This window comes from Bacillus sp. lyk4-R2A-2 (genome assembly GCF_030209735.1).
GTDB classification, from domain to species: domain Bacteria; phylum Bacillota; class Bacilli; order Bacillales; family Bacillaceae; genus Bacillus; species Bacillus pumilus.
Genome location: NZ_JARVRK010000004.1, coordinates 704,418 through 724,962, shown reverse-complemented (window position 1 = coordinate 724,962; position 20,545 = coordinate 704,418). Strand labels below are relative to the sequence as shown.

The 20,545-nt window shown below is 40.3% G+C and carries 22 protein-coding genes; all 22 read right to left on the bottom strand.

Annotated elements, in window-relative coordinates:
* Positions 1 to 60 precede the first annotated feature (60 nt).
* The 22 genes from asd to QRN39_RS06380 all read right to left on the bottom strand — a co-directional run bounded on the left by asd (position 61) and on the right by QRN39_RS06380 (position 20,543).
* Entirely contained in the window at positions 61 to 1,080 is a 1,020-nt protein-coding gene (gene asd / locus QRN39_RS06485; RefSeq protein ID WP_003211715.1) for an aspartate-semialdehyde dehydrogenase, read from the bottom strand.
* A gap of 139 nt (positions 1,081 to 1,219) precedes the next feature.
* The gene (gene dpaB, locus QRN39_RS06480; protein ID WP_050945000.1) at positions 1,220 to 1,813 is read right to left on the bottom strand and encodes a dipicolinate synthase subunit B; all 594 of its coding nucleotides are present in this window, start codon (positions 1,811 to 1,813) and stop codon (positions 1,220 to 1,222) included.
* Positions 1,810 to 2,712 (bottom strand): dipicolinic acid synthetase subunit A, encoded by a 903-nt coding sequence (dpaA, locus tag QRN39_RS06475; protein WP_003212195.1) that lies wholly within the window; start codon positions 2,710 to 2,712, stop codon positions 1,810 to 1,812. Before dpaA ends, dpaB begins: the two co-directional genes overlap by 4 nt.
* A 123-nt stretch (positions 2,713 to 2,835) precedes the next feature.
* Positions 2,836 to 3,108, bottom strand: coding sequence for a YlmC/YmxH family sporulation protein (locus tag QRN39_RS06470; protein WP_284906597.1), 273 nt, complete (start codon positions 3,106 to 3,108; stop codon positions 2,836 to 2,838).
* Positions 3,109 to 3,178: 70 nt separating this feature from the next.
* Positions 3,179 to 4,102: an aminoglycoside phosphotransferase family protein gene (locus tag QRN39_RS06465; protein ID WP_284906524.1), complete on the bottom strand. Its 924-nt coding sequence runs from the start codon at positions 4,100 to 4,102 to the stop codon at positions 3,179 to 3,181.
* A 73-nt stretch (positions 4,103 to 4,175) separates the two neighbouring features.
* Positions 4,176 to 5,405 carry a M16 family metallopeptidase gene (locus QRN39_RS06460; RefSeq protein ID WP_050945004.1) on the bottom strand — a complete coding sequence of 410 codons (1,230 nt, stop codon included), beginning with the start codon at positions 5,403 to 5,405 and terminating at the stop codon, positions 4,176 to 4,178.
* Positions 5,406 to 5,438: 33 nt separating this feature from the next.
* Entirely contained in the window at positions 5,439 to 6,332 is an 894-nt protein-coding gene (locus QRN39_RS06455) for a polysaccharide deacetylase family protein (protein ID WP_240792646.1), read from the bottom strand.
* A gap of 174 nt (positions 6,333 to 6,506) precedes the next feature.
* Positions 6,507 to 8,624, bottom strand: coding sequence for a polyribonucleotide nucleotidyltransferase (gene pnp, locus QRN39_RS06450; protein WP_137054621.1), 2,118 nt, complete (start codon positions 8,622 to 8,624; stop codon positions 6,507 to 6,509).
* Between the two features lie 181 nt (positions 8,625 to 8,805).
* A complete protein-coding gene (rpsO, locus tag QRN39_RS06445) occupies positions 8,806 to 9,075 on the bottom strand; it encodes a 30S ribosomal protein S15 (protein ID WP_012009997.1) in 270 nt (89 codons plus the stop codon).
* A gap of 140 nt (positions 9,076 to 9,215) precedes the next feature.
* Positions 9,216 to 10,181 carry a bifunctional riboflavin kinase/FAD synthetase gene (gene ribF / locus QRN39_RS06440; protein ID WP_268458632.1) on the bottom strand — a complete coding sequence of 322 codons (966 nt, stop codon included), beginning with the start codon at positions 10,179 to 10,181 and terminating at the stop codon, positions 9,216 to 9,218.
* Positions 10,182 to 10,199: 18 nt separating this feature from the next.
* Positions 10,200 to 11,129 carry a tRNA pseudouridine(55) synthase TruB gene (gene truB / locus QRN39_RS06435; protein WP_253622604.1) on the bottom strand — a complete coding sequence of 310 codons (930 nt, stop codon included), beginning with the start codon at positions 11,127 to 11,129 and terminating at the stop codon, positions 10,200 to 10,202.
* Between the two features lie 68 nt (positions 11,130 to 11,197).
* A complete protein-coding gene (gene rbfA, locus QRN39_RS06430) occupies positions 11,198 to 11,548 on the bottom strand; it encodes a 30S ribosome-binding factor RbfA (RefSeq protein ID WP_003210803.1) in 351 nt (116 codons plus the stop codon).
* Between the two features lie 17 nt (positions 11,549 to 11,565).
* Entirely contained in the window at positions 11,566 to 11,844 is a 279-nt protein-coding gene (locus tag QRN39_RS06425; protein ID WP_012009994.1) for a DUF503 domain-containing protein, read from the bottom strand.
* The gene (gene infB / locus QRN39_RS06420; RefSeq protein ID WP_003212253.1) at positions 11,841 to 13,961 is read right to left on the bottom strand and encodes a translation initiation factor IF-2; all 2,121 of its coding nucleotides are present in this window, start codon (positions 13,959 to 13,961) and stop codon (positions 11,841 to 11,843) included. Before infB ends, QRN39_RS06425 begins: the two co-directional genes overlap by 4 nt.
* 19 nt (positions 13,962 to 13,980) lie before the next feature.
* Positions 13,981 to 14,283 carry a YlxQ family RNA-binding protein gene (locus QRN39_RS06415; RefSeq protein ID WP_034619894.1) on the bottom strand — a complete coding sequence of 101 codons (303 nt, stop codon included), beginning with the start codon at positions 14,281 to 14,283 and terminating at the stop codon, positions 13,981 to 13,983.
* Positions 14,276 to 14,560 (bottom strand): RNase P modulator RnpM, encoded by a 285-nt coding sequence (gene rnpM / locus QRN39_RS06410; protein WP_003210758.1) that lies wholly within the window; start codon positions 14,558 to 14,560, stop codon positions 14,276 to 14,278. The genes QRN39_RS06415 and rnpM overlap by 8 nt, the downstream gene beginning before the upstream one ends.
* A 15-nt stretch (positions 14,561 to 14,575) precedes the next feature.
* On the bottom strand, positions 14,576 to 15,691 hold the full coding sequence (gene nusA / locus QRN39_RS06405) for a transcription termination factor NusA (protein ID WP_003211013.1): 1,116 nt from the start codon (positions 15,689 to 15,691) through the stop codon (positions 14,576 to 14,578).
* Between the two features lie 32 nt (positions 15,692 to 15,723).
* Positions 15,724 to 16,197, bottom strand: a complete 474-nt coding sequence (rimP, locus tag QRN39_RS06400) for a ribosome maturation factor RimP (protein WP_003211398.1) — start codon at positions 16,195 to 16,197, stop codon at positions 15,724 to 15,726.
* A 657-nt stretch (positions 16,198 to 16,854) separates the two neighbouring features.
* Positions 16,855 to 17,658 (bottom strand): class I SAM-dependent methyltransferase, encoded by an 804-nt coding sequence (locus QRN39_RS06395; protein ID WP_284906595.1) that lies wholly within the window; start codon positions 17,656 to 17,658, stop codon positions 16,855 to 16,857.
* A gap of 28 nt (positions 17,659 to 17,686) precedes the next feature.
* On the bottom strand, positions 17,687 to 18,280 hold the full coding sequence (locus tag QRN39_RS06390) for a CPBP family intramembrane glutamic endopeptidase (RefSeq protein WP_157733344.1): 594 nt from the start codon (positions 18,278 to 18,280) through the stop codon (positions 17,687 to 17,689).
* Positions 18,281 to 18,362: 82 nt separating this feature from the next.
* Entirely contained in the window at positions 18,363 to 19,172 is an 810-nt protein-coding gene (locus QRN39_RS06385; RefSeq protein ID WP_050945016.1) for a SagB/ThcOx family dehydrogenase, read from the bottom strand.
* Between the two features lie 24 nt (positions 19,173 to 19,196).
* On the bottom strand, positions 19,197 to 20,543 hold the full coding sequence (locus QRN39_RS06380) for a YcaO-like family protein (RefSeq protein WP_003211025.1): 1,347 nt from the start codon (positions 20,541 to 20,543) through the stop codon (positions 19,197 to 19,199).
* Positions 20,544 to 20,545: the final 2 nt, after the last annotated feature.

Here is a 20,545-nt window from a genome sequence, read left to right as displayed (position 1 = left end):
GAAGAGAGCAGGCGAAAGATGCCTAACTCTCTTCTGTTCGTCCTCATCATCCATTGAATGTTAAACTAATTTTAATGCTTTTAAGCTTTCTGCAATTTGAACGGAGTTCCATGCAGCGCCTTTTAGCAGGTTATCAGATACAATCCACATATGGAACCCGTTTGGACGGTCCAAATCTTTCCGAATGCGGCCGACAAATACGTCGTTTTTCCCAACAGCATCTGCAGGCATTGGATAAATTTGCTGAGACGGATCATCTTGCAGTGTAATGCCTGGAGCATCTTTTAGAATGGACTTGACGTCTTCAACTGTTGCGTCGTTTGATTCTAGTTCGACGTAAACAGATTCTGAATGTCCTGTTTCAATTGGAAGTCTCACACATGTTGCCGCTACTTCCAGCTCTGGCATATGCATGATTTTTTTCGTTTCGTTGATCATTTTCATTTCTTCAAATGTATAGCCATTGTCTTGGAATTTATCAATTTGCGGAATCGCATTAAATGCAATTTGATAAGGCATGACTTCCGGCTTCACATCTTCTTTATTTAAAATGGCTTGTGATTGGCTATATAGCTCGTCAATGGCTTCATGTCCTGCACCTGATACGGCTTGGTAAGTGGACACGATGACTTTTTTCATGCCATACGCCTGACGAAGCGGTTCTAATGCCGCTACCATTTGAATCGTTGAACAGTTAGGGTTTGCAATGATTCCTTTATGGTCATGCAAGTCTTTTTCGTTTACCTCTGGTACGACAAGAGGGATGTTTTCGTCCATACGGAAAGCACTTGTGTTGTCTACAACAATCGCACCTCGTTTGACTGCTTCAGGAGCTAGCGCCTTGGAAACATTTCCTCCAGCACTGAATAATGCAATACTTACTCCTTCAAAGCTTTCAGGTGTTGCTTCCTGTACAGTATACTCTTGACCTCTGAATGTCACTTTTGTTCCAGCAGAACGTTTTGAGGATAGTAGAGTCAGTGTATCCATTTCAAAATCTCTGTCAGCTAGTGTTTTTAACATTTGTTGACCGACAGCTCCAGTCGCTCCAACTACAGCTACATGCAATCCTCTTCCCATCAGTAAAACTCCTTCCGACCCATCCATGATTCTTTTCTTTCGGATGGCCATCCTATGACTTTTTACATTTTATTTTACCATAGAAAAGCAAGGCTTGAAGCATCTTTTTTGAATCTTTCATGATTTTCTAGTGAATCTATTATTCGCTTGGTCCAATTAAAATTGGCTGAATTTGTCTATGCTGAAGTGCCTCTTCTACTGTTTGAGAAAGCAAATCCATGTTCGCGACCATGGAGGTCGGTTTTTTAAATGGATCATCCTGGCCAAATGGAATAAAGAAAATATTTTTTGTCGACATCAGCCTCATCAGATTTGTACCATTTAAGCCTAGCGCATCATTTGTTGAAATTCCTAAAACGACAGGACGATGATTTCGAATGGTTGCTTTTGCAGCCATTAAAACAGGGCTGTCTGTCATGGCATTTGCGAATTTCGCCATCGAGTTCCCTGTTAATGGAGCAATGACCATACAATCAAGTGGCAGCTTAGGCCCGAGCGGCTCTGCTTTCACGATTGAGTCAATCGCCTTAAAGCCAGTCAGCTTCTCGATCCGCTCAATCCAGTCCGCCCCATCTCCGAATCTTGTATTCGTGTTCTGGACCGTATATGACACCACTGGACGCACTTCTGCTCCTTCTTTTACAAGTGCTTCGATCTGCGGATAAACAGCTTCGTACGTACAGTGGGAACCAGTTAAGCCAAAGCCGATTCTTTTCCCTTTTAATGTTGTCATGATTCCATCCCCCTTTTTTCCTCTGCAAGTTCACATAAGAGCCCAGAAAGCACTTTTGCAATGATTTGCCCCGCTGTCTTTGGTGCGACAATCCCCGGGAGTCCTGGTGCAAGAAGCGCCTTCACCCCGTGTTTTTGTGCAAAGTCAAAGTCTGTTCCTCCTGGGCGGGAGGCGATATCCAAAATGAGTGTCTTTGGTGTCATGCTGACGATGACAGATGAATCTAATACAAGGCTTGGAATGGTATTGATGATGATATCTACATCGGTTACTTCTTCTTTTAACCGGTCCATTGAAAATGGATCGAGTCCCATTTCAAATGCCCGCGCTAAATGCGCTGTATCTGCTGCCCCTACTTTTACATCCGCACCGAGTGCCCGAAATGTGCGGGCAATGGTGAGTCCTGTTCTTCCGAGTCCAAGAACAGCGACACGTGATCCATGAATCGTATAATCCGTTTGCTGAATGGCCATCATGATAATCCCTTCAACTGTTGGAATAGAGTTATATATGGCAATATCATCTCGCTCAAACAGCTTCACAAGTTTTCGGTTCACCTGCTTTGCCAGATTGTCTAAGTACGTATTAGAAATACCTGAGTACAGGGTACAATGGGCAGGGGTTCTTTCTAAATAAGTTGCTTCTAGTAACACCTGTTCATTTGAGAAAACTGTCGCGACAACACCTTCATCCGTTGCCCCTGATACTGGCAGGATCATACTGTCTACCTGTTCGAATGGAAGTTCTGACATTTTTAGCTTTTCAGCCCCAATAAATCCGTGATCCAGCTGATCAAATCCAACCAAAAACACTTTGGCATGCTGCTGTGACAGCTTGCGAATAATTTCAAGCTGCCTTGCATCTCCCCCGATCACCGCAACCGTTAAACCGCTCAACATACTGACCGTTCACCTTCTTTATTTAAAAAAGTCTGTAATATTTTCTGAATCTCCCTTTTAGCATATGAGGAGAGGATTCAGCCTGTGAACAAATCGAAGAGAGAAAAGAAAAAGAGCACCCATTTATGATGGATGCTCTTTTTCCCCGGGCGGCTGAAGTGCTTCAGGCACATCGAGAATGATCATATCTGATCCTATTTTTTGAATGTGATTCCACGGGACGCGGATGTCATTTCCTTGCTTTCGAAAGCCAAACCACTTCACGGAAGGTATGATGAGTGCTGTGATTTGACCGTTCTGTTCATTGATTTCAAGGTCGGTTTGTCCAAGCACGCCAAGCCGCTCCGCTCTTTTGATATCGACGATCTCTTTTCCTGACAGCTCACTTAGCCTCAAAATCGCATCACTTCCCTTCCGTATCATATATGCAGCCACAAGAAGAAATAGACCGTCCCGCTTTTGCAAGTTATGCATGATGCCAATTTGAATACCAAGCTGGTTTCAGTTGATGAAAGTGATCATGGTCTGCCAGCATTCTCTCCACTCGGTTCACCATATCTTGTACATGTTCAGTGTCATAAGAAAGCGTCCAAACAATAGAAGAAAAGCAGCTCATTGCTGTATAGATAGAAAAAAGAAGCCAAAAATCGTCTGTGGCCTGCGTATTTACATAGTGATCCAGTTGCCCTGCTGAAAACGGAATACTATTTTCTCGGCTAAATAAGGACAATTTATAAAAATCATGAACCGGATCACCCCAGTCAGATTGATCAAAATCAATGACGCCGGCATACTTACCTTCTTGTATGATGATATTCCCCAAATGAAAATCATCATGCTGGAATTGATTAGGTCTCGCCTTTACCGCATCAGCATGTGATTTGATAAAATCTAATACGAATTGCTCTTTCGTAAAGGTCACTCCACTTGATTGATAGGCATGTACATACCGTTCATGTTTCGCCATGACTCTCTCATCCCATGGCGCGACATGAGAAGGTGCGGGACATGTATGCATGAAATTCAGCTCTCTGCCTGCCCGTCTTCCGATTTCATACTGCTCTTCATTTGTAAGCAGACGGATGGATGCTCTAGCGTTCTCTCCTTCAATAAAAGAGAAAATACGATAGGTACAGTTAAGTTCAGGATTCATTCCAACCTCCATGACTTCAGAACATAGAAGCCCTCGATTTTTAAACTTTTGCTGAACTGAAGCTTTTCTTTTAAAATTAGTATATGTTTTGAGATTTGATAGCTTGAGCACCAGCTTTTCACTTGAGGATGTTGTGACGAGGTAAGTACGGTTTCCAGAAAAGCCAGATGTCATCGGCTGAAAGGAGATGGCTTGTGTCAGAAGCGGAGAGAGGAGTTTCAGTTTTTCACGTTCCATGTAAGCAGTGCCCCTTTCTACTTGATATACAATAAACGGCAGACCTCATAAGAAGCCTGCCGTGTTGTTTACATTATGATGGCTGATCACCCGTAGGACTAATAAGCGAGAGCGCATAATCCTCAGTAAAGATTCGTTTTGATAAGTTATTCACACCGTCTAAAGTGACTTTATTGATTTCTTCAATAATTTCATCAAGTGTACGATGTTTGCCAAGGAGCAGTTCATTTTTACCGTTTCGGCTCATCTTACTGTTTGTGCTTTCAAGACTGAGCATTAGGTTCCCTTTCATTTGCTCCTTAGAGTTTTCAAGCTCTTTTTGTGTAATTCCCTCACGCTTTAAGACGTCTAGCGTTTGTAAGATGGTTTCAGAGAGCAGGTTTAACTGCTTCGCTCCAGTCCCGCCATAAATCGTCAGCATGCCGTTATCTGCAAATGAACTGTGATAGCTGAAAACAGAATAGGCGAGTCCTTTGTCTTCTCTTACATCCTGGAACAAGCGGCTGCTCATGCTTCCGCCAAGAACATTATTTAAGACGATTAAGTCATAGATGCCTTTGTCTCCAGCTGGGAGGCCATTAAAGCCCATGCATAGATGCGCTTGCTCTGTTTCCTTTTTGCGTGTGAGCTTGTCATAGTGAAATTGCGGCGCTTCTACAGGCTGTTTTTTTCCTTTCGTTTCATACGAACCGAACAACTTTTCAACTTCACTAATGAATGTGTCATCCACATTCCCTGCAACAGAGATAACGACGCGGTCCGGCGTGTAGAATTCATCCATATAAGCTCTAAGAGAGTCACCGTTAAAGGTAGAAAGTGTTTCTTCTGTTCCTAAAATCGGGAACCCTAAAGAATGATCACCATAAATCGCTTTGCTCAACAGATCGTGAACGATATCATCAGGTGTATCCTCATACATTTTGATTTCTTCATATACTACATTTTTTTCTTTTTTCAGCTCTTCTTCATCAAAAGCAGAGTGGAAGAACATGTCGCTTAATACATCGAGGGCGTAGCCGGCATGTGAATCAAGCACCTTTGCATAGTAGCAAGTGTATTCTTTTGACGTAAAGGCATTTACTTGACCACCGATGCGGTCAAAGGATTCTGCGATATCACGTGCAGATCTCGTCTTTGTCCCTTTAAAGAACATATGCTCTAAAAAGTGTGAGATTCCGTTAATTTCTGGTGTCTCATGTCTAGAACCCGTTCCAATCCAGACGCCAATTGCGACAGATCTTACAGTGGGATTGTTTTCAAGTACAATTCTTACTCCGTTTTGGCATGTATACGTTTTGACCAAGTTTTGCTCCTCCTATTCAACAAACAGATCGGATCACGGATGTCTTTTTTCACTTAGGAGGTCAGAAACCGTTCCTAATTCATATCCTCTTTCCTTGATTTGAGTGATAAGTGCGTCAAGACTTTTCGCCGTCGAATCTGTTGGATGCATTAATATCATCGCCCCATTGTGAATTTTTCCAAGCACCCGTTTTTGTAGTACGTTTGGTGACGGTTTTTGCCAGTCAATGGTGTCTACCGTCCACATAATGGTTTCCATTCCTTCTTTTGCGGCAAGCTTCACTGTTTCTTCTTTAAAGCTACCGCTTGGAGGGGCGAACCACTTCGGTTTTTTTCCAAGGGATTCTTCAATTTGACGATTTGTTTTGGTAATCTGCTCTAATGCTCGTTCTCTTGTCAGTGTGCGCATATCTGGGTGATTGTATGAATGGTTTCCAATTTCATGACCATCTGCCACGATCTTTTTAGCAAGATCCGTGCTTTTTTTCACCCATTTGCCCTCTAAGAAAAAGGTCGCCTTGACCTGATGCTTTTCCAGTGTCTTTAACATCTTGATTAAATGCTCGTCACCCCAAGCCACGTTGATGAGGAAAGCATTCATTTTTTTATCTGGATGTCCCTTGTAAATGGGTTCAGCACCAAGTTCATGTAAATGAATAGAAGGTTTTGTTTCATTGAAAACAAGCAGCTTTTCATCAAATGACCCTTGTTTTTTCATTTTTTCATAAGAGGCATCGATATTGACCGTCTGTCCATTTAGACCAGGCATCTTTTTCCACACTTTATCAATCTTAGCATTTTGCGCCTTCACTTCATAGTCAGAAGACTTCGATTCAATCTCTTGATATAAAATATCTTTTGAAACAGATGCAACCTCAGCATGCTCTTTCATTGATTCAATATATGTAACAGCAGCCGGCTGCTTCATCGTTTGATATGACACGAGCAGTAAAAATACAAACACAATGAATGGTAACGTTTTTTTCAATGGTTGTCCCTCCCCTTTACCACAAATTATGATGGGGAGAAACAAGCTAGAACTATTGTTAGCGCAAGAAAAGAAAGAAGCCTGGTACGGATACCTGGCTTCTAACATATTTCATTAAGACTGTTTTTCTTCTTTTTCCTTTTCTTCACGTAAAACAGCTTTGCGAGAAAGGTTCACACGGCCTTGTTTATCGATTTCAGTGACTTTGACAAGTAATTCATCGCCAATCTTCACGACATCTTCTACTTTGCCTACACGATCAAGCGCAAGCTCAGAAATATGAACAAGTCCATCTTTGCCGCTGAAGATTTCAAGGAAAGCACCGAATTTTTCAATGCGTTTTACTTTACCTAAGTAAAGTTGTCCTACTTCAACTTCTCTCACAAGATCTTCAATGATTTTCTTCGCTTTTTGGTTCATGTCTTCTTCTGTAGAAGAGATAAAGATTGTACCATCTTGTTCAATATCGATTTTCACACCGGTATCTTCAATGATTTTATTGATTTGTTTACCGCTTGGTCCAATGACATCGCGAATTTTATCAGGATTGATTTTCATCGTTAAGATTTTTGGTGCATAACGAGACAACTCTCCTCTAGAAGCAGGAATCGTTGACAGCATGCTATCTAAGATTTCCATTCTTCCTTTTTTCGCTTGTTGGAGCGCTTCTTCCAAGATGTCTTTTGATAGACCATCGATTTTGATATCCATTTGAAGTGCTGTTACACCTTTTGATGTACCTGCAACTTTAAAGTCCATATCACCAAGTGCATCTTCCATTCCTTGAATGTCTGTCAGCACTGTGTAGTATTCACCGGATTTCACAAGTCCCATTGCAATCCCTGCAACTGGTGCTTTAATTGGAACACCCGCATCCATCATCGCAAGTGTGCTTGCACAAATACTTGCTTGTGAAGTAGATCCGTTTGATTCTAGTACCTCAGACACAAGGCGAACCGTATAAGGGAAATCTTTTTCAGATGGGATCACTGGTTCTAATGCCCGTTCACCTAGCGCTCCATGTCCGATTTCACGGCGGCCTGGGCCACGCATTGGACCTGTCTCACCAACACTGAATTGAGGGAAGTTGTAATGGTGCATGAAGCGTTTTGATTCTTCAACGCCTAGACCGTCAAGAATTTGCACATCGCCAAGTGCACCTAATGTACAAATACTGAGCGCCTGTGTTTGTCCTCTTGTAAATAGACCTGAACCGTGCGTTCTTGGTAGAAGTCCTACTTCTGAAGAAAGTGGACGGATTTGATCTACACCACGTCCATCTGGACGTACTTTCTCTTCAGTGATCAGACGACGAACTTCATTTTTGACAAGCTTGTTTAATACGTCTTTCGCTTGTTTAATTGTCGCTTCGTCGCGATCTTCTTCTGCAAATTTCTCAACCACAGCTTTTTTCACTGCACTGATTGCATCTTCACGTGCATGCTTCTCATGTACTTGAATCGCTTTCAGCAGGTCTGTTTCAGCAAGTGCTTTTACTTCGTCTGCTAACGTTTGATCTACTTCATATAGAGGAATATCGATTTTTGCTTTACCGACTGCTTTGACAATTTCCTCTTGGAATTCGATTAAACGTTTGATCTCTTGGTGACCATACATGATAGCTTCAAGCATTGTTTCTTCTGGTACTTCATCAGCACCAGCTTCGACCATGTTGATCGCATCTTTTGTTCCAGCGACTACAAGGTTGATGTCACTTTGTTCAAGCTGTTCTACATTGGGATTGATGATAAACTTTCCATCAACTCGTCCTACTGTAACGCCAGCGATTGGTCCCTCAAATGGAATGTCAGACACACATAATGCTAAAGATGAGCCAAACATTGCAGCCATTTCAGATGAACAATCTTGATCCACACTCATGACGATACTAATAACTTGTACTTCGTTTCTAAATCCATCAGCAAATAATGGACGGATTGGTCTATCAATTAAGCGGCTCGCAAGGATCGCTTTTTCACTTGGACGGCCTTCTCTTTTAATGAAGCCACCAGGAATTTTACCTACTGCGTATAATCTTTCTTCGTAGTTCACAGTGAGCGGGAAGAAATCAAGTGGTTTTGGTTCTTTAGAAGCTGTTGCTGAGCTAAGCACAGCTGTATCTCCGTAGCGTACGAGGACCGCTCCGTTTGCTTGCTTTGCAAGCTGGCCAGTTTCAACTGTCAGTTGACGTCCAGCCCAGTCTATGGTGAAGACATGTTTCTCTTGTCCCATTCTGAGAAAAACTCCTCTCTTATCTTGAAATTTTAGTTAATTCTTATTATGAACAAAATGATTTTCACATATCAATGTGAAAGGTGTATGTAGAAGGGTTTTTGCCATTCTTTCAACATTTTAACCATAAAATATTAGTGATTATACGATAAAAAAGCGGGAATCCTCCCGCTTTTTACGATTATCGACGTAAGCCTAGTTTGTTAATTAACTCACGGTAACGAGTTACGTCTTTATTACGTAGATACGTAAGAAGATTACGACGTCTACCTACCATTTTCAAAAGACCGCGACGTGAGTGGTGATCTTTCTTATGAGTACGTAAATGCTCGTTCAAGTTGTTAATTGATTCTGTTAGGACAGCGATCTGAACTTCTGGAGATCCAGTATCAGATTCGTGTGTTTTGAACTCACTAATTAATTGAGTTTTACGCTCTTGAGTAATAGCCATCCTGTTTCACCTCCAAATCATGTTAGCCCCATCTACCTCGCAACCGTCGGTGAAGTCGGCCTGCCAAGTAAGTGGTTTTAAAGCTACAGGAATAATCATACTAAAAATATGCTGAATTTGCAAATGGTAGAGCTGTTTTTCTATGAATTTTTTGTTTGCTTTCGCTGATGTTGAAAAAACTGAATCGCTTCTTCTTTATCTTGACTGATTTGAGCCGTTAACTCCTGGATTCCGTTAAATTTTTGCTCACTGCGAATGCGCTTGAACCACTGTAATTTAATCGGTTCACCATATATTTCTTCGTTAAAACCAAAGAGGTTTACTTCAATGGCAGGCTGATCAGGACGTTTTTCATAAAAGGTTGGTTTATAGCCAACATTACAAACACCGTCATACACTTTACCTTTCACTTCTGCTCTTACTGCATAAACTCCTGTTGGCGGAATGATATACTCAGCAGATAAACCGACATTCGCAGTCGGAAAGCCGATCGTCCGTCCTCGTTTATCACCATGAATGACAATACCGCGCAGCTGATACGGTTTTCCTAAAAGCTCACTCACATATTCAACATCCCCATTTTTCAATGCAGAGCGTATGAGTGTTGAGCTGACTTTTCGGTCTTGATTGGACAACTTAGGAACGATGGTGGCCGTGATACGCCCTTTTCCGTACTCATCGAAGGTTTCCATTGTGCCTGCACCAAAACGGCCAAACGTAAAATCAAAACCAGCTACTGCGTGCTTCACATTCAGCTCATCTAAATATTGATCGACAAACTCTTGAGGAGATAGCGCTGCAAAGCTTTCGCTGAACTGCACAATGTATAAATAGTCAGCGCCCAGTTGTTCGATGAAATCAATTTTATCCTCAAGCGGTGTAATTAAGTCCTTGGGTTCACGTGCTTTTTGCAAAACATGTGATGGGTGCGGATGAAAGGTCATGACCGCTAAAGCCAATCCTTCTTTTCTCGCAATGCTTTTTGCTGCGTCAATCACTTTTTGATGTCCAAGGTGAACACCGTCAAAATACCCTAAAGCCATAACAGACGGGTCTTGATCCTTTTGATTCAATGTATGTGGGTGTGAAATATGTATAGTCTTCACGAGATGGTCACCTTTTCTTTAAGATTGCTTGTCCTGAGATAAGATCTTCGCCGGCTTCATCAGATTCTGTTTGGTCGGGTGCTTCATATATATCGCCATACACCGGCCTGAAGGAGCAAAGACAGCGACACGATCTTCCTCTGCGAAATGAGCGAATTCATCAGGCATGGGCAGGACTGCACCGTTTTCCACTTTACTTGCTAATGTATCATTTATCTCCCATTTCGGCAAATGATTGAGCGCGCGCTCGATCGAGACAAGGTGCTCATCTACTGTGCCTTCTTCGCTTATATCTCGCAGCTCATCAAGGGTGATGCACTCATCTAGTGTAAAATCACCTGATCCTGTGCGAATGAGATGTGACATATGAGCTGGAAATCCTAATTTCTTTCCAATATCAACTGCTAAGGTTCTGACATACGTTCCTTTTGAACATAAAACGGTGAATCTAAATGATACTTTTCCATTTTCAAATAAAGCAGGTGTTGTCCGCTCGATACGGTGAATCGTAATCTCGCGGCTCGGCCGCTCAATTTCAATGCCTTCTCTTGCATATTCGTAGAGTTTTTTTCCGCCAATTTTCACAGCCGAAAACATAGGAGGAATTTGTTCAATGGTTCCTTGAAACTGTTTCAGCACAGCATCAATGTCTTCTTCTGAGATGGGGTTTTGCACCTTTTTTTCTTCTACGATCTCACCTGTTTGGTCTTCTGTTGTTGTAGAAAATCCAATCGTGATTTCTGCATCATACGTTTTCGATTTATCTGTTAAGTATTCGACAATCTTCGTTGCTCTTCCGATACAAATGGGCAGAACACCTGATACCTCGGGGTCGAGGGTGCCTGTATGTCCGACTTTTTTTGTATGTAAGAGCTTTCTCACTTTGAACACACAGTCGTGAGAGGTCATCCCTCTTTCTTTATGTAATAAAAGAACACCATTTACCATCTGCGCTCTCTCCTTTCGTAAACGATGAAAAAGGACAGACGATCATCGCCTATCCTTATTTCAACGTCTTATTCGTGATCTTTTGTGTTTAGTTCAGCAATTAGGCTTTCAATTCGGTTTCCGTAATCCACGGATTCATCGAATTCAAAGTGCAGTTCTGGTGTTTTGCGAAGTCTAATTCGATTGCCAATTTCAGAGCGGATATACCCTTTAGCCTTAGCAAGGCCTTTTAAGGTTTCCTCTCTTTTCTTCTCGTCACCGAGAACAGAAATGTAGACTTTGGCAATTTGCAAATCACCGGTTACTTCGACATCGGTTACAGTCAAAAAGCCGATTCTTGGATCTTTTAGCTTTCTGCCTAGGATATCGCCTAATTCTTTTTTCATCTGCTCACCCACGCGGGTTGCTCTCATACTCATGATCATATCACCTCTAATTAAAACCACTCAGTTTTCGTGATCGTTCGTTCAATTTCAGGAAAAGAATCAATAAAGCTTAAAACACGCTGCAATTCCTTTTCCACTTGAACCCGAGATGAGGAAATCACGGCGATTCCAATTGATGTACGCTGCCATGTGTCCTGGTAATCCATTTCAGCCATGGTTACATTGAATTTATGGCGCGTTCTTGTCAAAATACGCTGAAGAACCGCACGTTTTTCCTTCAGTGAGGAGGCATCATAAATGATGCACTCACATTCGGTATAACCGATCATTTTCTTTCGATTTCTTGCATAACAAATGATTCCAGAACATCGCCTTCACGGATATCATTGTATTTCTTAATGGTAATACCACATTCATAACCTTGTGAAACTTCTTTCACGTCATCTTTGAATCGTTTTAATACGTCGACTTCGCCTTCAAAAATAACGACGCCGTCACGGATTAAGCGGATACCACTATCTCTTGTGATCGTTCCTTCAGTAACATAGCCACCAGCAATTGTACCGATTTTAGATACTTTGAACGTTTGACGAACTTCAACTTGACCAATGACTTTTTCTTCATATTCAGGGTCAAGCATTCCTTTCATCGCCGCTTCAATTTCATCGATGACTTTATAAATAATGCGGTGTAAGCGGATATCTACGTTTTCTGTTTCAGCTGTGCTCTTCGCGTTTCCATCAGGACGTACGTTAAATCCGATCACGATCGCATTAGAAGCACTTGCTAAAATAATATCAGATTCTGTAATCGCTCCAACACCCGTATGGATGATTTTCACTTTTACGCCTTCCACTTCAATTTTTTGAAGAGCGGCCGTCAGTGCTTCAGCAGAACCTTGTACGTCTGCTTTCACGATCAAGTTGATATCTTTCACTTCACCTTGTTTGATTTGCTCAAATAGGTCATCTAGAGATAATTTCGCTTTGTCTGAACGCTGTTCATCAAGCTGTTTCGAAGCACGCGCCTCACCTACTTGACGAGCTGTTTTTTCATCTTTGAATACGAGGAACTGATCCCCTGCATTTGGTACATCGTTTAAACCAGTGATTTCAACAGGTGTAGATGGTCCTGCTGTTTTCACGCGGCGTCCGATGTCATTGACCATTGCACGAACGCGCCCAAATGTATTTCCAACAACGATTGGGTCACCTACTTGAAGCGTACCAGTTTGAACAAGAAGGGTTGCAACTGACCCTCTTCCTTTATCAAGCTCAGCCTCGATAACAGTCCCTTTTGCCGCACGATTTGGGTTGGCTTTCAGTTCTCCAACTTCGCTGACAAGAAGGATCATTTCGATCAATTCGTCAATGCCTTCACCTGTTTTTGCAGATAGAGGAACGAAGATCGTTTCGCCGCCCCAAGCTTCTGGTACTAGACCATGCTCCGTTAATTCCTGCATCACACGGTCAGGGTTCGCTGTTGGTTTGTCAATTTTGTTGACAGCAACAATGATTGGCACTTCTGCTGCTTTCGCATGGTTAATAGCTTCTACCGTTTGCGGCATCACACCATCATCTGCTGCCACGACTAGAATGGTTGTATCCGTTACCTCGGCACCACGTGCACGCATCATTGTAAAGGCTGCGTGTCCAGGTGTATCAAGGAACGTGATTTTCTTGCCGTTTTCTTCAATTTGGTATGCACCGATATGCTGCGTGATTCCACCAGCTTCGCCTTCAACGACTTTCGTCTTACGAATGCTGTCAAGAAGCGTTGTTTTCCCGTGGTCAACGTGTCCCATGATCGTCACAACTGGAGGGCGTACTTGCATATCTTCTTCTTTATCTTCCACTTCATACTTTTCAAGTTCAGTTTCTTCTAAAATAATGACTTCCTCTACTGGAACGCCATATTCAGAAGCGATTAGTTCAACTGTATCTTTATCCAGCTCTTGGTTAATGGTTGCCATTACACCAAGCATCATCAGCTTTTTGATAATTTCAGCTGTTTCTTTTCCAAGCTCTTCAGCCAGCTGGCCGACTGTCATTGAATTTGTAAATTCAATTTTTTCAGGAAGCTCTTTCTTAGGCTTCACAGGTCTAGCTTGTTGATGCTGCGATTTGTTATTCCCACCGCGTTTATTTTTGTTTTTGTTTTGGTTGTTGTTTTTTTTGTTTTTATTAAATTGATTATTCTGCACGTCATTCTTCTTTCTATCATTGTTTTTGTTAGATGATTGTTTTTTTTGTTCTGCGGGTTTCTCGTTAGTTGTCTCTTTTGCTTTGGCTTTTTTATAGATAGCGTCTAGCTTTTTCACAGTGTCGTCTTCAAGCGTCGCCATGTGGTTGTTCACTTCCACATTCATATCCTTAAGCGCTGCTATAATATCTTTACTTGAAACATCTATGGCTTTTGCGTATTCATATACTCTCACTTTAGCCATTCGTTCACCCCCAAATAAATTAATCGAGCAAGCTTATAAGCTTCTTAGCGAAGCCTTGGTCAGTGACAGCGACAACTACGCGAGCTTCTTTCCCAATAGAACGTCCGAGAACGGAACGGTCTTCAATTTTTCTAACCGGAACATTATAAAATTTGCATTTGTCAGATACCTTTTTCTCTGTGTTCGGTGAGGCATCTGCTGCAAGAAGAACCAGCTTAGCACGCGCATGTCTAACTTCTTTGATCACAAGATCTTCTCCTGACACGACTTTACGAGCTCGATTTGCTAGACCAAGCAAAGGATACCACTTAGAATCAGTCATTTGGTTTTTTCACCTTTTCAGCTAGTTCTAGTAATTCTTCAAATATGTGTTCGTCAATCTGTGTCTGAAATTGCTGCTGTAAACTGCGTTTGTTCTTTGCCGCAAGAATGGTTTCTTTATCGAGAGAAAGGTAAGCTCCGCGTCCGTTCTTTTTTCCAGTTGCGTCAACAGACACTTCACCTTCTTTAGAACGAACAACACGGATCAGTTCTTTCTTTGGTTTCATTTCTCCCGTCACGACACATTTTCTAAGCGGGATTTTTTTTCGGCTATTCACCTTTTACATCACCTCTTATTCGTCAGATTCCTCAGCTACTGGTTCAGCCTCTAAGAAAAGAGATTCAGAGTCTTCAGTTCTTGGGAAAATACCGAGTTCCCTTGCATCTGTTTCGCTTTTAATGTCAATTTTCCAGCTAGTCAGCTTTGCTGCAAGACGAGCATTTTGACCTCTTTTACCAATGGCTAACGACAGCTGATAATCAGGGACAATGACTGTTGTCGCCTTATCTTCTTCATTCACAATAACATCAAGTACTTTTGATGGACTTAATGCATTGGCAACAAATTCAACCGGGTCATTAGACCAATGGACAATGTCAATTTTTTCGCCTTTTAGCTCGTTGACAATTGCTTGTACACGCTGGCCTTTTGGTCCAACACAAGAACCAACTGGGTCAACATCAGGATCATCCGTACGAACAGAGATTTTAGAACGGTCCCCAGCTTCTCTAGCAACCGATTTAAGCTCTACAGTACCATCATAAATTTCTGGCACTTCAATTTCAAATAAACGCTTTAAAAGACCTGGATGTGTTCTAGACACATAAATTTGTGGTCCTTTTGTTGTTTTTTCGACTTTTGTAATAAACACCTTAATGCGGTCATGTGGTTTGTAGTCCTCATTTGGCATTTGTTCGTTGACCGGAAGAAGGGCTTCGATTTTGCCAAGTGACACGTAAATGAATTTACTGTCAATTCGCTGAACGATTCCCGTCATAATGTCTTCCTCGCGATCGATAAACTCAGTGTAGATCACACCTCGCTCTGCTTCTCTCACTCGCTGCGTCACCACTTGTTTCGCAGTTTGAGCTGCAATGCGTCCGAAATCTTTTGGCGTGACTTCAATTTCAACGACGTCACCTACCATGTAATTCGGGTTCATATTGGCTGCATCATCTACAGAGATTTCAAGGCGAGAATCATACACTTCATCTACAACATCTTTTCTTGCAAATACGCGAATTGTTCCCGTTTCGCGGTTTAAATCAACACGAACATTTTGCGCTTGATTAAAGTTACGCTTATATGCAGAAATGAGTGCAGCTTCTATCGCTTCAATAATAATTTCTTTACTAATACCCTTCTCTTTCTCGAGAACAGTCAGGGCATCTAACAACTCACTACTCATTTTTATGGTTCCCCCTTATATCAATGAAAAGGTTAATTGAACGAAACTGCTAATCTTGCGTTAGCTATTTTTTCGTATGGAATATTGATCTCTTTCTTTCTTGTCTTGATCTTCACTGTCACTGTTGCAATCTCACCATCAAAGCTTGTAAGCTCACCTTCAAATGCTTTTTCACCATCAATTGGTTCATATGTTTTCATGAAAACATTTTTTCCAAGTGCTTTTTCAAAATCAGCTTTTTTCTTTAATGGGCGCTCCGCTCCAGGAGAGGACACTTCAAGAAAGTAGTTTTGGCTAATCGGATCTGCCTCATCAAGCTTTTCGCTCAAGGCTTCGCTCACTTTGGCACATTCTTCGATATCGACGCCTTTATCAGAGTCAATAAACACGCGAAGGAACCAGTTTTGACCCTCTTTGACAAATTCAACATCAACGAGTTCAAGCTGTAAGCCATCTAAAATTGGCTGTACCATTTCGCTTACGACATCCACTACTTTTTTGCTCATTCTCTTCCTCCTTGTGCTTTCGATAAACGCTCTTATCAATCATTCTGCATAAAAACCCTGCTTTATGTGAGCAGGGGGAGCAGAAAACGGATGAATAATGTCGAGACAAAAATTGCCTGTTCAATACAAAAGAGCGGGTTTCCCCACTCTTGTCTCGGTAATCGTTAGCATTTCCATAAAAACTATACCATATCCAATTTTTTTATGCAAATGAAGTTCTTCCTTATAACAGGTACTCGTAAATCGTTTACTTTAAACCAATCATACCCCTCTCTTCCTTTATTATATATGCCAATATGAACAGAACGGGCTGGTGATAATCGCAGTTGTATACTATGGGCGAAGAACAGAACTCCCTATGAAAAATGATCTCCATCTGCACTAAATCATTTCTATGTCGAAAAAGCATTTTGTATTAAACAGAATGGTTGATATTTAATATAGAAGAAAAGAGTGTAAATGTTAAAGAAATAAGCAGGCTTCCATTTTAATCGCTTTGCCTTTGCTCCCTCATTTCAAAGAAAACCCTTCCAACTTGTTTCTAGCGAATAAAATTGAGAAAAAATTCACATCGAACTCCATGGAGAGTAGGCGGAATACTGTACTGATAACCTTAACATTACACATAAAGAAAGGACCATGTTTAGATGGAGTTATTTAGCCAGAATTTTTAATAAGCCACGCATGTAAAAGTACAGGTACTTTCTGCGTTGAACTGCTATATTGATCTGGAGCCTGTCTTAACGTTTGTTGTAAATTTCCATTTCCTATTAACGATAAAAATTCCATACTAAATGGGCTAAATCCTCCAATTATAGAAGTACCAATCTTATACATCATATCTTCTCTCGGTTTGGTAATATAGGTGAGTAACTGTTCAAACTCAGATAATGTCAACGAGGCATGATATTGATCATATATATACAGTTCTTCTTCTTTGCTCTGAACTGAACTCAATCCACTTTCTATACTATCTCGATTTAAATCAACAATATAAATCATAGATTCATTTGATAAATAAGGAAGTAACTGTTCTAATAATTCGATCGGATTTTCAAATAGCCCAAAACACAGATGTATTAAAATCACATCATAAATTTTAGCATGTGATGAAAAATTTTTTATATCTGTACAAATAAAATTGGCTTTTATATTTAATTTATTTGCAAAATGTATGGCTTCTTCAGATGAATCAATCCCAGTCAAATCAGCTAGAGGTAATTGCTTAGATATATACTCAAGCATCTGACCTTGTCCACATCCTATATCTAAAATAGAGACAGGTGTTTTTTTGAATGTTAGTTGATAATAAGAAATGAAAGTTTCAGCTGATAGAAATCGAGTAAATGGTGTTTCTCTATTATCATAATTTGAACTTATTTTTCTTTTATCTGGATCCAAAAACCATGACTGAGCCAGTGCTCTTTTTACTTCAAGCTCTTTGATTTTTTCTTGTATCATCACAGGGTTTACCACCTTTATAAAAGCCTCACCAGTCAGTTTCAGATAATACGGGAGGTTTCGTTTTGAATTCCTTTACTTTGAGAGGGTGAAAAAAATGAATGAATAAATTATGAGAAATATGAAATGCTATCGCTGCTAAAATCCCAAATGCAAAGTATGAAATAACTGTAATTAATGTAAAAAGAGACATATAAGCAGTTGACTTAGCACCGCCTAATGGTATATGCAGCAATATAAATCCTATCGAACTTACACAGATTGATATTGCAATAGATTCCCATAAATTCATTAATAAAGCCGGAAGAATAAAGCGCCAAATTACTTCTTCTGATAGAGCAGTCAATGGAAGAAAAACGATTGAATCAACATTGACAGCATATCTACCTTTAAATACAATCACTTTGTTTTTTATTTTCCATAGCACTGATGGTAAAAGTACTCCTAACAAAAAGAAAAATAAAATACCAAATACATTTTTACTATTCGAGACTTCAACAAAGAGTTCTTGAGAAAGCGCCCCACAGCATATAGAAGCTCCGATAATGGTGAGTCCATCATAGCTCCTCTGAGGTGTGATATATGTTGTTAGCCTTCGATTGGCTGTTGATTTATCTCTCATGATTTTGACAACCATTTTAGAACTTAAGGGACCCAAAAAGTGAATGAGGATCCCTAAAGCTGCTATCATTGAAATCATTTATTTAAGTACCCGCAATCAATGTATAAATCGGGGCATCATCTACCCCATTAAATCCACCGATCAATTCCATCAACTCATCATCGATAAACCCTCCGAACGGTCGACTATTAATCTTCTGTGCAGTAGATAGCATGATCATATTTTGCATGACATGTCCTGCCTCCATAAAAACAAAGCGATAAGAACGATGTCCATACTTAAATCGAGAACGCCAAAAATTAGCTGAAATGACTATAGCAAATGCAAAATCTTGAACTGATTCTTCTTGTAACATTATTTTCTCAAATTCTTTTTCGGAGTAATCACCCATTTTAGTCAATCCTCTTCTATACGGATCGAAATGATAAACACCTTTGTCTAAAGTATCCACTTTGTTGGCTACAATATATAGATCTAGAGGATAGAGCGCACCACCAGATGGTATAGGACGTCTAGGTCCTTCTTTACGCTCTACCAATCCATAACTCTTCTGTAAAACTGTTGAGAGTTGTTCTAATGAAACACTCCCCCCGCTAAAATAATCTGCACTTCTTCGTCCCTTAATGACATCGTCTAAAGATATATTTGTATTTAATGGTTTAGGTAGTGAAATTAATGGTAGGTCATCAAATCTTTTACTTGCATGTGTAGCAATCTTTTGCAAAGTTTGAGATCGAAGCAGTCCTGCAACACCAGGTGCGTCCCATGCCATTGAACCTCTATAGATTTTTGTTGCTTCAAACCAATTTTCAGAAGGATCATCAAACCGTAATGCTTCGTTTCCATACACAACATCAGCCAAATTAGTAGCATGTCTTTCAATACTATTCATATATTTAATCACCTTTCTACGATATTAAGGAAATGGATGCGGAATTGGATTCAGTTCTTCTAATTTAAAAGGTTTATCTACTAAACCTAATTGATAAGAATGTTTTAAAATTCGTTCTCCACCCAACATTCTACCTCTATATAGAACGTCAATCGGTTTATATCCAGGAATAATTGATTTTACGACATATGCACCAGCATCTTTTATATCAGGACTGGTTAAATCAAAAGTTGCTACATGATATCCTTGTTTTGATAAATGACTGACGAGACTAGTCCATAAGATATCTGGAGAACCATCATCAAACGGTGTATAATCATTAACATCCACTAATTTCTTACTCGCAGTTAAAAAATCAGCTTCTTTCACAATAGCTGTTCCAGCATAGAGTTTAATATGATCTTCAAAACTATTTATATCACGATGATAATCTACATCTACTAGCGCATTCCCTAATCGTTGTTCTGTTTTTACCCAAGTTCTTGTATACATTCCCTCTATTGCAGCTTTCTCACATGCTCTTTCAATTGAATGAGCAGAGGCAGCGCCAATAGCAAATGGAGCTAAATCTGTATGAGGATTTCTTATCACTGCCAAAATAGTAGGTACACCAGAAAAAACGGTCATATCTACTAAATGCAAATCAAGAGATGTAGGTTTAATATATCGTTCATAGAAATGTTTTAATCTAGGTGAAGTATTAATATCGATCTGCGGTAAACTTAACTTATTGTACCAAGTAAGCATAAATGCATCTCTTTCAATTGTTTCAAATAAACCTGAGATTGCCGCTTCTTGATATGTAATACCACATGCTAGTCCATTACTAGTTGCATGACCAATATTTGGGTCTCCTGGCCACTCAGTATAGTTTGCAATATGAATTAATTGAGCAGGCGTCCAAACTTCTTCATTATTTTCAGCAATATGACCTTTTCTCCACCATAATTTTGTATCTTCATTCCATACATTATGAGGAAAATTCGGATCTTCATATTGGGTGACAGCATACATTTCCCACTTATCAAAGCCAATTACTGATTTGTTTTCATTGATTAAGTCCTTTTGTGTTCCAAAACAAACTACATCAGAGTTTAAAGGTAAATAAGCTGCACTATATCTTTCTACCGTTTCACCTATAGCTGCTAATCTGGCTGCTGCTGGATTAGCAGACCCTCCCCCATTATAAGAATTAGATGGTACTCCAAATAAAATATTGCTGTCTGTACCATGCGCTCCATATGAATGACCCCATATATCATCAACGTCTCTGAGTTTTCTATACTCTCTACGGACTATCCCAACATAAGGATCCGCCAATTGGTCAAGTATCTCCCATGACTCTTCTAATGTTGTCCATTTATTAACCATAA

Bases quoted from the DNA above. Each gene is read 5' to 3' on its own strand.
- dpaB (WP_050945000.1), bottom strand. From the start codon at position 1,813: ATGACAACATTAAAAGGGAAAAGAATCGGCTTTGGCTTAACTGGTTCC.
- QRN39_RS06415 (WP_034619894.1), bottom strand. From the start codon at position 14,283: ATGACTGATTCTAAGTGGTATCCTTTGCTTGGTCTAGCAAATCGAGCT.
- QRN39_RS06395 (WP_284906595.1), bottom strand. From the start codon at position 17,658: ATGATACAAGAAAAAATCAAAGAGCTTGAAGTAAAAAGAGCACTGGCT.
- asd (WP_003211715.1), bottom strand. From the start codon at position 1,080: ATGGGAAGAGGATTGCATGTAGCTGTAGTTGGAGCGACTGGAGCTGTC.
- QRN39_RS06465 (WP_284906524.1), bottom strand. From the start codon at position 4,102: ATGGAACGTGAAAAACTGAAACTCCTCTCTCCGCTTCTGACACAAGCC.
- QRN39_RS06390 (WP_157733344.1), bottom strand. From the start codon at position 18,280: ATGAGAGATAAATCAACAGCCAATCGAAGGCTAACAACATATATCACA.
- rimP (WP_003211398.1), bottom strand. From the start codon at position 16,197: ATGAGCAAAAAAGTAGTGGATGTCGTAAGCGAAATGGTACAGCCAATT.
- QRN39_RS06425 (WP_012009994.1), bottom strand. From the start codon at position 11,844: ATGATCGGTTATACCGAATGTGAGTGCATCATTTATGATGCCTCCTCA.
- pnp (WP_137054621.1), bottom strand. From the start codon at position 8,624: ATGGGACAAGAGAAACATGTCTTCACCATAGACTGGGCTGGACGTCAA.
- infB (WP_003212253.1), bottom strand. From the start codon at position 13,961: ATGGCTAAAGTGAGAGTATATGAATACGCAAAAGCCATAGATGTTTCA.
- nusA (WP_003211013.1), bottom strand. From the start codon at position 15,691: ATGAGTAGTGAGTTGTTAGATGCCCTGACTGTTCTCGAGAAAGAGAAG.
- QRN39_RS06380 (WP_003211025.1), bottom strand. From the start codon at position 20,543: ATGGTTAATAAATGGACAACATTAGAAGAGTCATGGGAGATACTTGAC.
- truB (WP_253622604.1), bottom strand. From the start codon at position 11,129: ATGGTAAATGGTGTTCTTTTATTACATAAAGAAAGAGGGATGACCTCT.
- QRN39_RS06385 (WP_050945016.1), bottom strand. From the start codon at position 19,172: ATGAATAGTATTGAAAGACATGCTACTAATTTGGCTGATGTTGTGTAT.
- QRN39_RS06455 (WP_240792646.1), bottom strand. From the start codon at position 6,332: ATGAAGCAGCCGGCTGCTGTTACATATATTGAATCAATGAAAGAGCAT.
- dpaA (WP_003212195.1), bottom strand. From the start codon at position 2,712: ATGTTGAGCGGTTTAACGGTTGCGGTGATCGGGGGAGATGCAAGGCAG.
- rpsO (WP_012009997.1), bottom strand. From the start codon at position 9,075: ATGGCTATTACTCAAGAGCGTAAAACTCAATTAATTAGTGAGTTCAAA.
- rbfA (WP_003210803.1), bottom strand. From the start codon at position 11,548: ATGAGTATGAGAGCAACCCGCGTGGGTGAGCAGATGAAAAAAGAATTA.